Source organism: Streptomyces sp. NPDC058664 (assembly GCF_042716635.1).
Taxonomy (GTDB): Bacteria; Actinomycetota; Actinomycetes; order Streptomycetales; family Streptomycetaceae; genus Streptomyces.
Genome location: NZ_JBHXRW010000039.1, coordinates 12,691 through 27,755 on the forward strand (window position 1 = coordinate 12,691; position 15,065 = coordinate 27,755).

The 15,065-nt window shown below is 72.6% G+C and carries 15 protein-coding genes; 4 read left to right on the forward strand and 11 right to left on the reverse strand.

Annotation, left to right across the window (positions count from 1 at the left end; all coding sequences use genetic code 11):
• Positions 1-30 precede the first annotated feature (30 nt).
• The 8 genes from ACFWUY_RS27650 to ACFWUY_RS27685 form a co-directional block, all read right to left on the reverse strand.
• On the reverse strand, positions 31-831 hold the full coding sequence (locus ACFWUY_RS27650; protein WP_384115112.1) for a DUF1684 domain-containing protein: 801 nt from the start codon (positions 829-831) through the stop codon (positions 31-33).
• A gap of 5 nt (positions 832-836) precedes the next feature.
• Positions 837-2,117 carry an NtaA/DmoA family FMN-dependent monooxygenase gene (locus tag ACFWUY_RS27655; RefSeq protein WP_384115294.1) on the reverse strand — a complete coding sequence of 427 codons (1,281 nt, stop codon included), beginning with the start codon at positions 2,115-2,117 and terminating at the stop codon, positions 837-839.
• Positions 2,118-2,140: 23 nt separating this feature from the next.
• Positions 2,141-3,169, reverse strand: a complete 1,029-nt coding sequence (locus tag ACFWUY_RS27660; protein WP_384115119.1) for an LLM class flavin-dependent oxidoreductase — start codon at positions 3,167-3,169, stop codon at positions 2,141-2,143.
• A 47-nt stretch (positions 3,170-3,216) separates the two neighbouring features.
• Positions 3,217-4,191 (reverse strand): ABC transporter substrate-binding protein, encoded by a 975-nt coding sequence (locus ACFWUY_RS27665; protein WP_384115123.1) that lies wholly within the window; start codon positions 4,189-4,191, stop codon positions 3,217-3,219.
• A 35-nt stretch (positions 4,192-4,226) separates the two neighbouring features.
• On the reverse strand, positions 4,227-5,027 hold the full coding sequence (locus ACFWUY_RS27670; RefSeq protein ID WP_384115130.1) for an amino acid ABC transporter ATP-binding protein: 801 nt from the start codon (positions 5,025-5,027) through the stop codon (positions 4,227-4,229).
• Positions 5,024-5,950: an amino acid ABC transporter permease gene (locus ACFWUY_RS27675; RefSeq protein WP_384115139.1), complete on the reverse strand. Its 927-nt coding sequence runs from the start codon at positions 5,948-5,950 to the stop codon at positions 5,024-5,026. Before ACFWUY_RS27675 ends, ACFWUY_RS27670 begins: the two co-directional genes overlap by 4 nt.
• A gap of 118 nt (positions 5,951-6,068) precedes the next feature.
• Positions 6,069-7,934: an FAD/NAD(P)-binding protein gene (locus ACFWUY_RS27680; RefSeq protein WP_384115142.1), complete on the reverse strand. Its 1,866-nt coding sequence runs from the start codon at positions 7,932-7,934 to the stop codon at positions 6,069-6,071.
• Positions 7,931-8,080, reverse strand: coding sequence for a hypothetical protein (locus ACFWUY_RS27685; protein ID WP_384115145.1), 150 nt, complete (start codon positions 8,078-8,080; stop codon positions 7,931-7,933). The genes ACFWUY_RS27680 and ACFWUY_RS27685 overlap by 4 nt, the downstream gene beginning before the upstream one ends.
• Positions 8,081-8,570: 490 nt before the next feature.
• On the opposite strand from ACFWUY_RS27685, the gene ACFWUY_RS27690 reads away from it, so the two are divergent.
• Together ACFWUY_RS27690 and ACFWUY_RS27695 are read left to right on the forward strand one after the other, a co-directional pair.
• Positions 8,571-9,050, forward strand: a complete 480-nt coding sequence (locus ACFWUY_RS27690) for a GNAT family N-acetyltransferase (RefSeq protein WP_384115148.1) — start codon at positions 8,571-8,573, stop codon at positions 9,048-9,050.
• Positions 9,051-9,076: 26 nt separating this feature from the next.
• Positions 9,077-9,292, forward strand: coding sequence for a hypothetical protein (locus ACFWUY_RS27695; protein ID WP_384115151.1), 216 nt, complete (start codon positions 9,077-9,079; stop codon positions 9,290-9,292).
• Positions 9,293-9,329: 37 nt separating this feature from the next.
• Here ACFWUY_RS27695 and ACFWUY_RS27700 read toward each other — a convergent pair whose 3' ends face one another.
• Positions 9,330-10,631: a DUF5685 family protein gene (locus ACFWUY_RS27700; protein WP_384115154.1), complete on the reverse strand. Its 1,302-nt coding sequence runs from the start codon at positions 10,629-10,631 to the stop codon at positions 9,330-9,332.
• A 311-nt stretch (positions 10,632-10,942) separates the two neighbouring features.
• Between ACFWUY_RS27700 and ACFWUY_RS27705 the strand changes: the two genes are divergently transcribed.
• Positions 10,943-11,377: a cell division protein SepF gene (locus tag ACFWUY_RS27705; protein WP_384115157.1), complete on the forward strand. Its 435-nt coding sequence runs from the start codon at positions 10,943-10,945 to the stop codon at positions 11,375-11,377.
• A gap of 44 nt (positions 11,378-11,421) precedes the next feature.
• On the opposite strand, the gene ACFWUY_RS27710 is transcribed toward ACFWUY_RS27705, so the two are convergent.
• Positions 11,422-13,314 (reverse strand): MFS transporter, encoded by a 1,893-nt coding sequence (locus ACFWUY_RS27710; protein ID WP_384115160.1) that lies wholly within the window; start codon positions 13,312-13,314, stop codon positions 11,422-11,424.
• 471 nt (positions 13,315-13,785) lie between these two features.
• Between ACFWUY_RS27710 and ACFWUY_RS27715 the strand changes: the two genes are divergently transcribed.
• Positions 13,786-14,601, forward strand: a complete 816-nt coding sequence (locus ACFWUY_RS27715) for a phosphatase PAP2 family protein (RefSeq protein WP_384115164.1) — start codon at positions 13,786-13,788, stop codon at positions 14,599-14,601.
• A gap of 89 nt (positions 14,602-14,690) precedes the next feature.
• On the opposite strand, the gene ACFWUY_RS27720 is transcribed toward ACFWUY_RS27715, so the two are convergent.
• On the reverse strand, positions 14,691-14,906 hold the full coding sequence (locus tag ACFWUY_RS27720; protein ID WP_384115167.1) for an I78 family peptidase inhibitor: 216 nt from the start codon (positions 14,904-14,906) through the stop codon (positions 14,691-14,693).
• Positions 14,907-15,065: the final 159 nt, after the last annotated feature.

Consider the following 15,065-nt stretch of genomic DNA (forward strand, 5'->3'; position numbering starts at 1 on the left):
CATCCGTCCCGTCTCCCGCCGAAGACCCGGTCAGGAGGGGATCAGCCGCCGCTCCCCCGCCGGGACGGCGATGTCGAGCGTGTTCCCCGGCGGCGGGAAAGGGCAGATGAAGTGGTCGACGAAGGCGCACGGCGGAAGCAGCGCGCGGTTGAAGTCCACCGTCACCGAGCCGTCCGCCGCCGGGGCCGCCGGGCGCAGGAAGCGGAAGCGGTAACTGTCCCGGCCGCTGGTGGCGTCCGCGAAGACCGCCCACAAGGAGCCGTCCTCCTCGACGGCCACCTGAAGGCTGTGCTCGCCGTCGCGCAGGCCGAAGACCAGCTCCCCGGAGAGGCCGAGACCGCGCTCCCTGCCGTCGGCGTTCTCCACCCGCACGCTGCGGGTCTCCCCGTACGGACGGAAGACGCCGGGCATCACCCAGCGCTCGTCGTACGGGGTGGCCTCAATGCCCCGGAAGGCGCGGCGCGCCGCCGACTCCGGGTCGAAGTCCCGTACGGCCCAGAGCCCTTCGCGTCGAAGGACCACGAGCCGCCGGCCCGCCGACTCGACCCGGGACTCGTGGATCGGACCGTGGTCGGCGGTGAGCCGGACCGTGCCGATGAGGGGCTTGCCGTCGACGGTGACCGCGTCCTCGGCGCCCGCCGACAGGAGCACCTCGTCGCCGTCTTCCCGCCACTCACCGGGAACGGCCGGAATCCGCCCCTCGGGGAAGTCCGCGAGCCAGTGGGTGCCCGTGAGGGAGAGCGGGCCGTACGAGGAGGAGACCGCGGCCTCGCGCTGCTCGTGCCAGCGCTGCCAGTCCTGCTGTCGATCCGTCTGCTGATCCGTGCTCATGGTGTTCAACCCTTCCATACGGGCCCGGGAAGCCCGAGGTGCGACCTGAGCGTCGTGCCGGAGTACTCCGTACGGAAGGCTCCGCGCTCCTGGAGCAGCGGGACGACCCGGTCGACGAAGTCGTCGAGGCCGCCGGGGGTGAGGTGCGGGACGAGGATGAAGCCGTCGGCGGCGTCCGTGGCGACGAACTCCTCCAGGGCCGCCGCCACCGTGGCCGGGCTGCCGACGAAGGACTGACGGCCGGAGGACTCGATGACCGTCTGACGGATCGACAGGCCCTTCGCCTCGGAGAGCTCCCGCCACTTCCTGGCCACCGCCACCGGGTCGGCGATCCGCACCCGGCCCTGGACGAGCGCCGAATCGGGGTCGGGGTCGATGTCCGGGAGCGGCCCGTCGGGGTCGTAGCCGGACAGGTCGCGGCCCCAGACCTGCTCCAGGGCGAGGATCGCGTTCTGCGGGGAGACCTGGAGGCGGCGGATCTCGGCCGCCCGCTCCTGTGCCTCGGCGTCGGTGTCCCCGAGGACGTACGTCACCCCCGGCATGATCTTCAGGTCGCCGGGGTCCCTCCCGTACCGGGCGAGCCGCCCCTTGACGTCGGCGTAGAACTCCCGGCCCGCCTCCAGGGTGGAGTGCCGGGTGAAGACCACGTCGGCGGCCGACGCGGCGAACTCCCGGCCCTCGGCGGAGTCCCCGGCCTGGATGACGACCGGATGCCCCTGCGGGGAGCGCGGGACGGTGAACTCGCCCTCGATCCGGAACTGCGGCCCGCTGTGGGCGAAGGGCCGCGGGTGGCCGTCCGGGGTCCAGGAGTCCCACAGTTCCCGGGCGGTGGCGAGGAACTCGGCGGCCCGGGTGTACCGGTCGGCGCGGTCGAGGTAGCCGCCGCGCCGGAAGTTCTCGCCGGTGAAGGCGTCCGACGAGGTGACGACGTTCCAGGCGGCCCGGCCCGCGCTGAGGTGGTCGAGCGAGGCGAACCGCCGGGCCAGTTCGTACGGCTCGTTGAAGGTGGCGTTGACCGTGCCGGCCAGGCCGATCCGGTCGGTGACGGCGGCCAGCGCGTTGAGGACGGTGATCGACTCGGGCCGGCCGACGACGTCGAGGTCGTGGATCCGCCCGTCGTGCTCGCGCAGCCGCAGCCCCTCGGCCAGGAAGAAGAAGTCGAAGAGGCCGCGCTCGGCGGTCCTCGCGAGGTGTTCGAAGGAGGAGAAGTCGATCTGCGACCCGGAGCGCGGATCGGACCAGATGGTGGTGGAGTTGACGCCGGGGAAGTGGGCGGCGAGGTGGATCAGCTTCCGGCTCGCGGGTGTGCTCACGCGCCTGCTCCCGTCGTGGCGTACTGGCTGACGGGGCGGGTGAGCCCCAGGTGGTCGCGGAGGGTGGTGCCCTCGTAGGCGGTACGGAAGAGACCCTGGTCCCTGAGCCGGGTCACGGTGCCGGTGGTGAACCGTTCCAGGTCCCGTTCGGGGACGGCCGGGACGAGGTGGAAGCCGTCGATCGCGCCGCCGCCGTGCCAGCCGGCGATCAGTTCGGCGAGCGCCCCGGGCCCGCCCTCGTACGCGTCGAGGTCGACCGTGGCCGAGAGCAGGACGCGCAGCTGCCCGGGGTCGCGGCCGTGGGCGCGGGCCGCCCGGTGCAGTTCGGCGCGGAGGGCGGCGGCCTCCTCGGCGGAGGAGGCCCTGATCAGGGCCACGTCCGCGTGGTGGGCGGCGGTGTCACGGGCAGCGGGGCGGGTGGCGTCGACGACGGTCACCGGGTTGCCCTGCGGGGGCCTGGGGACGATCGAGGGGCCCTTGACCGAGAAGGTCGCGCCCTGGAAGTTCACGTGGTGCAGCTTGCGGCGGTCGACGAACCGTCCGGTCACCACGTCGCGTATCTCGGCGTCGTCCTCCCAGCTGTCCCACAGCTTGCGGGAGACCTCGGCGACCTCGCCCGCCTCCTGCCAGAGCTCGGCGGTGGGCGGGACCTCGCGGCGGCCGAAGAGCCGGGCCTCGGCCGCGGTCGGGGAGACCGCGATCCGCCAGCCCGCCCGACCCCGGCTCACCCAGTCGAGGGTGGCGACGGCGGCCTGGACGTGGAAGGGCTCGGTGTGGGTGGTGGTCACGGTCGGTACGAGGCCGACGGAACGGGTCTCGGGAGCGACCCGGGCGAGGACGGCGAGCGCGTCGAGGCCGGGCCGGGCGAAGGAGTCGTCGTGGGTGAGGAGGTCGAGCCCGGCGGCCTCGGCGAGCCGGGCGAGCGCGACGGTGGGCGCGGCGGAGGTGGAAGGGGCGGTGCCGGGGGTTCCGCCGGGTCCGGGAGCGAGCTCGGCGGCGAGATGGAGCGTTCGGGTGCTGCTCATGCGGTCTCTCTCAGGATCGTTCTGACGGTTCTCCGGTACGGAGCGGGTCAGTTCTTGGTCCGGGGCAGACCCGGCGGGTTGATCTCCGACTTCTTCACGGCCTCGCCTTCGAGGCCCCACCGCTTGAGGACCCGCGCGTAGGTGCCGTTCTCGATGACGTGGTCGAGGGCGGCCGCGTAGGCGGCGACGAGTCCGCTGCCCTTCTTCGTGGTGGCCGCGATCTTGCCCTGGAGGCCGGCGCCCGCGCCGGAGAACTTCCCGACGATCTCCGTCTGTCCGGCGGAGAGCACGTGATAGGCGGCGACGGGGTTGGGGCCGAGGTAGCCGTCGATCCGGCCGGACTGGAGCGCCAGGTAGTAGTCCGAGGTGTTCTGGTAGTACGTGATGTCGACCGGCTCGCGGCCGGCCTTCTCGTTCCGCGCGGACCAGTCGACGAGGATCTTCTCCTGGTTGGTGCCGGAGCCGACGGCGATCTTCTTGCCGGCCACGTCCTCGGGGCCCTTCACCGTCCAGCCGGAACCCTTCTTCGCCTCGAACGCGAGGTCGTCGAGGCGATAGGTGGCGAAGTCGTACTTGTCCTTGCGCTCCTCGGTGACGGTGACGTTGGAGAAGACGCCGTCGTACTTGCCGCTGTCCAGGCCGACGAAGAGGTTCTCCCAGGCGACCGGGTGGAACTCCGGCTTCAGACCGAGGGCGTCGGCGACCAGGGTGGCGAGGTCGACCTCGACGCCGATCAGCGTCTTGTCGTCGGTGGCGTGGAAGTTGAGCGGTGGATTGCCGGTCGCGGAGACGCCGAGGACGAGCGTGCCTCTCGCGCGGACGGCCTCGGGCAGCAGACCGGCGAGGGCGTCGACCTTGGGGGTGTGGACGCGGTTCTGCTGAGGACTCAGATTGATGCCTCCGCCCTTCTTCCCCTCGGGCTTGAGCGATTCGACGGCGGCGTCGCCCGCGCCGCAGGCGGTGAGGACCCCGAGGGCGGTGAGCGAGGCGAGGGCGGTGAGGAGGGTGCGGCGGGTCTTCATGGCGGTGCTCCTGTGTGTGTGAGAGAGAGGGGAGGTCAGAGGACCTTGGAGAGGAAGGCGCGGGTGCGCTCGTGGCGCGGGTTGTCCAGCACCTGGGACGGCGGGCCCTGCTCGACGATCCGGCCCTCGTCCATGAAGACCACGGTGTCGGCGACCTCGCGGGCGAAGCCGATCTCGTGGGTGACGACGATCATGGTGGTGCCGGAGGCGGCCAGGTCCTTGATGACGTCGAGGACCTCGCCGACCAGTTCGGGGTCGAGTGCGGAGGTCGGCTCGTCGAAGAGGAGCAGGCCGGGTTCGAGGGCGAGCGCGCGGGCGATGGCGACCCGCTGCTGCTGTCCGCCGGAGAGCTGCTTGGGGTACGCCTCCGCCTTGTCGGCGAGTCCGACGCGCGTCAGCAGGCTCCGGGCCGCGGCCTCGGCGTCCTCGCGGCGGCGCTTCAGGGCCGAGACGGGGGCCTCGACGATGTTCTCCAGGACGGTCAGGTGCGGGAAGAGGTGGAAGTTCTGGAAGACGAAGCCGATCCGGGTGCGCTGCCTGAGGATGTCGCGCTCGCGCAGTTCGTAGAGCCTGTTCCCCGAGCGGCGGTAGCCGACGAGGGTGCCGTCGACGCTGACGGTGCCGCTGTCGGCCTTCTCCAGGTGGTTGACGGTCCGCAGCAGGGTGGACTTGCCGGAGCCCGAGGGGCCGAGGACGACGGTGACCTCGCCGGCGCGGACGTCGAGGTCGATGCCGCGCAGGACGTGGAGCGGGCCGAAGTTCTTGTGGACGCCCCGGATCTCGACCTTGGCCCGTTCCCCGGCCTCGGTCTTCGGGTCCGCGGTGACGGAGCTCATCGGACGCTCCCCTTCGCGTAGTGGCGTTCGACGTAGTGCTGGACGACGGAGAGCGCGGTGGTGAGCAGGACGTACCAGACGGTGGCGACCATCAGGAGGGGGACGACCCGTCCGTTGCGGCCGTAGACGACCTGGACCTGGTAGAAGAGTTCGCCGATCGCCATGACGGAGACGATCGAGGTGCCCTTGAAGAGCGAGATGATCTCGTTGGCGGCGTTGGGCAGGATCGAGCGCATCGCCTGCGGCAGCACGATCCGCCGCGCCTGCCGGAGCCTCGGGATGCCGAGCGAGGCCGCGGCCTCCGACTGGCCCTGGTCGACGGCGAGCACCCCGCCGCGGACGATCTCCGCCGCGTAGGCCGCCTGGTGCAGGGCGAGGCCGAGGACGGCGGCGCTCATCTCGCCGACCAGGCCCGTCGTGTCGAAGGAGAGGAGGCTCGGTCCGAAGGGGATGCCGATGCTCAGCTCCTCGTACAGATAGGCGAGGTTGAACCAGAAGAGCAGCTGGACGATGAGCGGGATGGAACGGAAGGCCCAGATGTAGCCGAAGGCGACGGACCGCAGGAACGGGCTGGCGGACAGCCGCATGAAGGCGAGCACGATGCCCAGCGCGAAGCCGAGGGCGGTGCCGTAGAAGGTGAGTTGGAGGGTGACCCAGACGGCCCGGAGGATGGTCTCCGTGGTGAAGAACGCGGCGAAGACGTCCCACTCCCAGCCGGGGTTGGTGACGAGGCCGTGGGCGAACTGGACGAGCAGGACGGCGGTGGCGGCGACGGCCGCCCAGCGCCAGGGGTGACGCACGGGGACGACGACGAGCGCGGCGGGTGCGGACGGCGTGGTGGACGGGTCCTTCAGGGCGTTTTCGGTGGCGGGCGGGTCTTTCACGACGTTCTCGGTGGCGGGCGGATCACTGGTGAGAGCCATGACGGTTCCTCGGAAGGGGCGGGAAGGCCGGAAAGGGGCGCGGTGGCGAGCGCGCGGAAGGGGGAGCGCGCGGGCAGGAAAGCTCGCGGGGAAAGCTCGTGGGAAGGGGAGCGCGCGGTCAGGCGCTCAGCGGTACCGGGAGCCGACACTCCCGGTCGCGCAGGAAGGTCAGCGCGGCCCGTGCGGTGACGTCGTTCTGCCCGAAGGCGACCCCGCCGGTACGGGGCCGGGTGAAGGCCGCGCCGGCACGGGCCGTGGTGTGCGGGCCGAGGGCGAAGCGGCGCGGGTGCGGCCGGCCGTCGCGCTCCAGGATCCGGCCGTCGGCGGGGTCGACGGCGAGCAGGCCGTCGGCGGTGGCCCGCGCGCCCGCCTCGTACAGGGCGCGCAGGAGCGGGCTGCCGGTGCGTTCGACGGTGGGGTCGGGGAGCCGGGCCTCGACCAGGGCGCGGGCCGGGGTCCCCTCCCCCGGTACGGCGGGGGACGCGGCCCGGAAGAGCCCGCGTTCCTCGTCGGTCTCGACGGTCACCCGGGGGCCGAGGAAGCGGACGACGCCGGCCCGGGAGAGGGCGAGGAGCTGGTGCAGCCGGGGGCCGGGGGGCCCGGAGGCGAGGTAGCTGAAGAAGCCGTGCCACCAGCCGTCCGGTTCCAGGCGCGTACCGAGCCGCAGGAGTCGGCCGTAGACGGAGAGGAGACCGGCGAAGACGGCGGCGTCGGGGCTGTGGGCGGGGTCGTGGCGGCGGGTCAGGTCGTGGGTGATGTAGTCGCGCAGGCCGTCCTGGAGGGCTTCGGCGGAGGAGAAGCGGACGCCGTCCAGGGGGTGGTCGAGGGCGTCGAGGTCGAGCCGGTCGGCGGGGTCGGGGACGGCGGTGGCGACGACCGCGGCGAGTTCGGCCCCGCGCGGCGGGGCTGCCTCGTACGCCTTCTCGAAGTCGCTCCAGGCGAGCGCGGTCCGCTCGGGGTGGGTGGAGAACAGCCGGTGGTAGTGGGCCCAGCCGAGTTCCTTGTCGACGAGGGGCCACACGTCGCGCCGGAAGTCGACCGGCCCGGTCCGCCTCAGCAGGGCGTCGGTCTGCTCGGTCCCGAAGAACCGGGGCAGCGGGGGTCGTTCGCCGTCGAGGACGTAGCCGATCTTCGCGTGGTACGGGACGCCCCGCCGCGATCCGGCGTACAGCACCGGTTCCTCGCCGGAGGGTACGTAGACGAGCGCGTCGCCCTCGCCCTCGTACCGTCCGCCGCGGCCCTCGGTGAGCAGCACCGTCAGGTCGACGAAGGCGAGTCCGAGGCCGCGGACGAGGACGGGTTCGCCGGCGCGGAGGGCGGTGAGGTCGGTGTCGGCGGTGAAGCCCGGCGGCAGGTGGACGAGGCCGTGGCGGGCGGCGAAGTCGGCCAGGGCCCGCTGCTCCTGGTCGGGTTCGGCGTCGAGGTGGCCGACGGTGAGGACGACGAGGTCGGCGAGGAGGGGTACGGAGCGACCGTCCAGCCAGACCCGCTGGCGTCCCTCGCGGGGGCCGCCGACGCGCAGGGCGGTGGTGCGGTGTTCGTGGACGGTGACGGAGGGTGGCAGGGACGCCCGGGCCCGCTCGTACACCCAGCGCAGGTAGGCGCCCTGCTGCGGCCGGGTGGGAAAGGTGCCGCCGTCGATGCCGGCCCATTCGGCGAGGGTGGGTCCGGGCCGGACGGGGCCTTCGAGGTCCACGGTCTCGTCGGTGAACATCGTGACGTCCTCGGCCCGCGAGTTCATCCAGAGCAGCGGGGACTGCCCGGTGCGCCAGATGCGGCCGGGGCCCGGCGGGTGCGGGTCGACGACATGGAGGTCGAGGGGGCCGTCGCCGTACAGCTCGGGCAGGTTGGCGGCGAGGCGTTCGAGGAGACCGGTCCCCCGCGGCCCGGCGCCCACGATCACGATCGACGGAGCGGTCGACGGCGTGGCCGACGCGGCGGTCGACGACGTGGTCGAAGAAACGGTCGACGGGCGGCCGCTCATCGCGCACCGGCCGTGCCGCGGGCGTGGTGCCGCTCGACGTGGTGCCGCACGACGCGGTGGTGCCCGGCTCGGTGGGTGGGGACGACGCGGAGGGACGGTTCGGCCGGCGGGGCCGTGGAGGGGACTTGGACGAGGGTCGCGGACATGCGAAGGCTCCGTGGATGCCAGAGGGCGGATCGAACACGGGGGTGCGCCTTCACACGCGCTGAGCACGGATCCGGGCCCCTCAGCCCGATCCGCCCTTCGAGGCTATGTGGTCAACACGGCCCGGTGTCAAGGGTGTCCGCACTGTGAGCCGTACGTCTCATCGAGGTTGACGGGTCGGCGGATGCCTGTTCCACTGGGGCCATGCATCCGCAGCAGCAGCTGGTCACGCGCTCCCACATCGACTTCGGTCGCGTGTGGTCCTCTTCCTGTTGAGCCGACCCTCCGCTCTGCCCCGCCCGCGTGCTCTCTTCCGCGGCGCCTTCACACCCGGGCCCCTCGTGGGCGCCTGAGCTCTCCCCTCCCCTCGCCCTGCCCCGCTGTCCTCCTTCCTCCTGAGGGACGACGCCGCCCGCCTTCGTCCCGTGGGACGGCTCCGCCCGCCTTCGCCCTCAGGAACGACTCCACCTTCCTTCGCCCTGAAGGACCGCCATGACCTTCGCGTTGTCCGTGCACCGGACCACGACCACCGACTCCCTGGCGCGCCCGCTCCTCGACGAGCTGGCGCACGAATACACGACCCGGTACGGCTCCGCACACGATCTGAGCCGTTACCCGGCGGAGGAGTTCGCCCCTCCCCACGGCGCCTTCCTGCTCCTCCTGGAGCAGGGCCGGCCCGTGGCGGGCGGCGCCTACCGCCGCTACGACGAGCACACCGCCGAGTTCAAGAGGATCTGGACCCACTCGGCGCACCGCAGGCGCGGGCTCGCCCGCCGCGTCCTGACCGTGCTCGAACGGGAGGCCGCCGCCTGCGGCTACTCCCGCGTCCACCTGACGACCGGCCCCCGCCAGCCGGAGGCCAGGGGCCTCTACCTGGCGAGCGGCTACCGCCCGCTGTTCGACGTGACCGCCGATCCCGAGTCGATCGGCCCGCTGCCGTTCGAGAAAATCCTGGAGAACCCGAAGCCATGAGCACGCGCACGCGTACGAGTACGCGCATGAGTACGCGTACGAGTACCGGTCCCGTCCGTACGGCCCTCGCGTTCGCGCTGATCACCGCGGTCACGCTCACGCTCACCGCCCGCGCCGGCGACGGTGAGCGGTCCGAAGGCGGACGGGACGTACGGAAGGATCCCGCGGAAGTGGGAGTGACGGCGTCGGGGATCGAGCGGTCGGAGATCTCCCCGCCGGAGATCCCGGCGCCGCCGAAGTGACGGCCGGGGTCTCCGGCGGCGGCGCGCGGACGGTCCGTCAGCAGTCGCAGCCGCAACTGCAGTCCCCGCAGCAGCCGTCTCCCTCGCAGCAGGAGGAGCAGTTGCTGCAGCAGTCGCAGCAGTCGCAGCAGTTGCCGGGGTCGCACTGCTGGCAGAGGCCGTCGCGCCGCTGACGGCTCCAGGGGTCCTCGAAGGTTCCGCAGCACATCTGGCAGGTGCAGGCCATGCCGACCCAGAGGGCGCATCCGGCGATCAGCCCGCGCCGGTTGGGCGGCCCGGGCGGGAACGGTCCGCCGGGACCGCCGGGTCCGCCGGGGCCGGGGGCGTACGGTCCGCCCGGGCCGCCGGGACCGGGGGCGTACGGGTTGCCGGGGACGGGGCCCGGGCCGTTGGGGGCGTACGGGTTCCCCGGTACCGGGCCCTGCCCGTGGGCGGCTCCGTGGCCCGCCCCCGCCCCCGCCCCGGGCGACACGTGCGAGCAGCTCGCCGTGCCGAAGGCGCGGTTCACCGAAGTGCGGAGCTCGTGGGCGAGGAGGACGTGGGCCAGCTTGCCGTCGGCGAACTCGGCGTCCTGCAGCGCGAGCCGGATGCCGTGGAGGGCGTCGTCGGCGAGCCGGCGGGCCTCCTCGCGGGAGGTGCCGGTCGCGGTGAGCGGGTTCCAGGCGCCGCTCGCCCCGTCGGCGGCCTGGTCCTCGACGGCGTCCAGGAGGTGGGCGAGGCGGCCGAAGAGCCGGCCCGCCTCGGCGAGCGGCTCGGCGTTCCCCGGCCGTCCGGCGAGGACGGCGGTGTGCGCGAAGGCGGCCGCGGTCGCGGTCTCGGTCGGCTCGGTGACGGCGAGCAGGGAGGTGCCGGGGCCCGCGAGGGCCTCTATCCCGGTCTGGCGGTCGACGGCGTCGACGAGGACGGCGGTGTCGAAGCCGAGGGAACGGCCGGTCCTGGCCCCGGCGCGGTCCCAGGAGCGGGCGACCCGGCGGGCCGCGGCGGCGACGGGCCGCCGGGCCAACAGGCCGTCCCGGTCGGCGACGTGGTCACGCACCTTCGCCGAGGCGAGGACGAGCGAGACGGCGGCGGCGAGGCGGGCGCCCTCCCCCCGGGCCACGGGGGCGGTCCGCATCCCGCGCAGCGGACAGGGTCCGGCGGTGCGCCGCCCGCTCTCCACCGAGCCGGTCTGAGCCTCCGTCAGAACGGAGACGATGAGGCCGTCGTAGTTGGTGACGACCCGGGCGAACTGGCCGTGGTCGGCGCGAAGTGCCAGGCAGAGGCCGCAGAGGTGGGCCATCCACTCGACCTTCAGACCGTCGGTGAGCCGATGTGTGCAGGGCCTGACGATTCCGAACAAGAGACTCCCCCGTGAGTGGTGTGCGGCGCCGCCGAGCGGCCTCGCGGCATGGTAGCGAGCGGGTGCGTTCACCCGTACGCGCCCATCGTCACCCTTCCGGCCCGACTTTCATATTTTCAGCTACATGGCCCTTCCTCAGCCCCCGCATACCGCATGTTTCCTGACGAATCGCCAGAAAGCGGTGCTCACGTTCTGCACCAGTACCGTCACGAATCCTCAGCGCGGCACCCAACCACTTGGCGCGCGATCCGCATCATGGACGACGATAGGGACATGCGGAACCACAAGTGACCGCGCGAAAGGAGGCGTCCATGGGATCGGTGCGCAAGGCGAGCGCCTGGCTGGGACTCGTCGAGGACAACGACGAGCGTTACTACGACGACGAGTACGCCGACGGTGCCGAGGGCGGCGACGCCTGGGTGACGGACCCCCGCGTCCAGGTGGCCACGGACAGCGCCGAGGAGCGGGGCCGCCGGATCGCCACCGTCTCCCCTGACGGCTTCCGGGACGCCCGGGGCATCGGCGAGCTCTTCCGGGCCGGGGTTCCGGTGATCGTGAACCTGACCGCGATGGAGCCGAACGACGCCAAGCGCGTGGTGGACTTCGCCGCCGGTCTCGCCTTCGGTCTGCGCGGATCCATCGAGCGCGTGGCGACGCGGGTCTTCCTGCTGACCCCGGCCGACACCCGGATCATCACCGGCGAGACGGGCCGACGCACGCAGGACGGTTTCTTCAACCAGAGCTGAGCGGGTCCGCCGGCCCGACCGGACACCTCCGGGAGGATCGGGGGTCAGTGCGCCGGACGACCCGAGCCGGCGGGCTCGATCACTTCCCGGGTCGCGGGCACCCGCGGCTCGGACGGCCGGGCGAGCCCGGCGGCCTCCGAGGACACGGCCGCTTCCGGGGACCCCGAGGACCGCGCGGGCCCCGGACACTCCGCCCGCCGCGAAAGACCCTTCACCACCGGCTCCGCCACCAGTACGGCCACCGGCTCCGCCGCCACGACGGACACTCCTCCGGCCCGCTCCGCGTCCAGGGCGGACGCCCCTCCGGCCCCCTCCGGAGCGGACACCGCCACGACCGGACCCGCCGTCACAGCCCGACCCGCCGTCTCCTCCGGGCCCACCGTCCCCTCCGGATCCACCGGGCACTCCATCACCCGGGGCAGCCGCCGCGCCATCACCGCGCCGAGGAGCAGCAGCCCCGCGCTGACGAAGAGCGTGACGTGCAGCCCGTTCACGAAGGCGTGCCGGGCGGCCTGGTGCAGCGCGCCGCCGGCCGCGCCGCCGAGCTGGTCGGCGACCTGGTAGGCCTCGCCGAGCGAGTTCGCGGCAGCCCTGCTCGCCTCCTCGGGCACCCCGGGGACGGCGGCGAGCCCGGGGGCGTACGCCGCGTTCATCACGCTGCCGAGCAGGGCGATGCCCATGCCCGCGCCGAGCTGGTACGAGGTCTCGCCGATCGCGGCCGCGCCGCCCGCGCTGCGCTGCGGCGCCTCGCTGAGCATCGACTCGTACGCCGAGAAGAGCGTGGTCTGCAGACCGAAGCCGAGCAGGACGAAGCCCACCGTGAGCAGCAGCGGCCGGTCGTGCTGCCCCATGAGGGTGAGCAGCAGCACGGCGGCGGCGGTGAGGACGAAGCCCCAGCCGACCATCCGGCGCGGTCCGATCCTGCGCAGGGTGTACGAGCCGGTGGCGCCGGCGGCCATGGCGGCGAAGGTGAGCGGAAGGAGCCGGAGGCCGGTCTCCAGGGGGGTGAGGCCGAGGACCAGCTGGAGGTACTGGACGGCGATCAGCTCCAGGCCGACCAGGGCCAGCATGCCGATGACGATGCAGCCGACCGAGGTGGTGAAGGCCGCCCGGGAGAAGAGCCCCATGTCGATCAGCGGGTGCGGGCGCCGCCTCTGCCGCCGTACGAAGAGGACGAGGAGCGCGGCGCCGAGCAGCAGCGGTCCGGCGGTCGGCAGGGCCAGGAGCGGGTCTCCGACCCCGGCGCGCTTGACGCCGAGGACGCAGCCGAGGACGCCGGCGGCGGCCATGAGCGCGCCGAGGACGTCCCAGGGCCCGTCGGCGGCTCCCCGGGACTCGGGGAGGAGGCGGCGGCCGAGCGGCAGGATCAGCGCCATCAGCGGAATGTTGATGAGGAAGACGGAGCCCCACCAGTAGTGCTCGACGAGGAAGCCGCCGAGGACCGGTCCGGTGGCGGCGCCGACCGCGGCGACCGCGGTCCAGACGCCGATGGCGGTGGCGCGCTCCCGCCGGTCGGGGAAGACCGTCCGGAGGATGGAGAGCGTGGCGGGCATGATCATGGCGCCGCCGACGCCAAGCAGCGCGCGGGCCGCGATGAGGACCGAGGGTTCGGTGGCGAGCGCGGCGACCGCCGAGGCGATGCCGAACAGCGCGTAGCCGAGGAGGAGGATCCTCCGCCGTCCGACCCGGTCCCCGAGGGTGCCGAAGAGGATGAGGAGCGAGGCGCAGATCAGGGGGTAGGCGTCGACGATCCAGAGCAGCGCGGTGGAGCTGGGGCGCAGGTCCTCGGTGAGTGAGGGGACGGCGACGTGGAGGATGGTCGCGTCGAGGGCGACGAGGAGAAGGCTGACGCAGAGGACGAGGAGGACGACCCAGCGGTTGGCTTCGCCGCCGACGGCGGCGGACGGCGTTCCTTGGGCCGTGTTCGTCCGCGACATGTGCGTACCTCCCGGTGAAGCTCTCGCGCTCGGCGGCCCCCGACCAGGACTTATGTCCCTGGGGCGGCCCGGCATCGACGGGCGAGTGAGCCGTCAGCGTACGCGAGTCCGAGCCCCGAGCGCGTGGTGCAGCTCTCACACCGGCGGCCCCGCCGGTGTGGCGTACGCCACTCGGGGCGGCCCGCGTGTCGCATGGAATTCCGCACGGACGTCTGTTTGACGCAATTCCCGCGCATTCAAACACTCTTCCGGAATGGACGTTACGGCAATAGGGCGGAAGGTCATCGGATTTCCCGACGGACGCCGGCAATAGGACGCCCACTGAGACCTACTCCACATCACATCAACATCACGAAGGGAGTGGATCGACCGGGTCTGCTTCTCACTCCCTGTAACGTCGATTGGGTGCGAACCGACATCTTTGCCCGGCTGGACCGGGAGCCGGAACCGCCGAAGATAGAGGTCCCGCGGATGACCCGCACGCGTCTCGCCCTCTTCGGCGGGACGTCGGCGTTCTATCTCGCCATGGTCGTGGCCGTACTTCTGTCCACGTGGCTGGTGACCCTCGACTGGAAGATCATGCTCTTCCGGCCCTACCAGCAGTGGCCCGGGATCCACGGCTTCCTCGACTACTACGTCGTCCTCGGCCAGCGCGGCCCCACGGCCGTCATGGTGGCCGCCTGGCTGGGCTGGCGCTCCTGGCGCCAGCACACCCTGCGCCCCCTGCTGTGCCTCGGCGCCGCCCTCCTGCTGCTCAACGTCTCGGTCGGCGCGGTCAAGCTCGGACTCGGCCGCCTCGGACCCCACTACGCGACCCAGGTCGGCTCCGCCGAGCTGTTCGCGGGCGGCGATATATTCCCCTCCGGCCACACCGCCAACGCGGTCGTGACCTGGGGCATCCTCGCCTATCTCGCGACCACTCCGCGGGCCAGGCGCTATCTGTCGGCGCTCTCCGCCGTGGTCGCGCTCGGCGTCGGGCTCACCACCGTCTACCTGGGCACGCACTGGCTGAGCGACGTGCTCCTCGGCTGGGCGGCCGGGCTGCTCATCCTGCTCGCGCTGCCCTGGTGCGAGCCGGTACTCGCCGTGGCGGAGTCGTGGATCCTGGCCGTGCGCGACCGGATGCGGGAGCGGCTGCGGGACCGTCGCCGTCTGGTGCCCTCGCTGCCCGTGGCCTCCGGCGGGCCGCGCCCGGGGTTCTTCCCGCCGCGTCCGGCCGGCTCCGAGGAGCCGGTACGGGAGACCGTGGGGGTGGCCGGGCGCCGCACCCCCGCGACCGGCGGCTGACCACCCCCGTCACCTCGCGCGGGACGCGCGAGCAGAGGGCCCCGGCCGCCATCGGCCGGGGCCCTTCGCGTCTCTCCGGCCGGCTCCGCTCAGCCGACCCAGCAGCGGGTGACCCTGCCGTCCTCGACCTCGAAGTTGATGCGTCCGACCAGGTACTCCATCGTGATGATCGAGCCGGGCGGCAGGGACCTGACGGTGCTCCAGCCCCTCGTTCTCGCGAGTTGCGCGGCGCCTTCCGCGTCGAGGCCCACATAGGACTCGGGACTGTCGCGGGGCGGTTCGGGAGTGCGCGATGTGGGTGCCATGGCCCTCACGTTAGTACCTTGGCGGTCACGCTTGTGTCACAAGTTCTCGACATACGTTTGCTTGGTTCGCCGTCACTCGGAGAGACGGTTTCCGGCCGTTTCTCCAGCAATTCCGCGACATCTCCAGCAGTTCGCACGAAGGCGCCGGAAGCGGGGCCG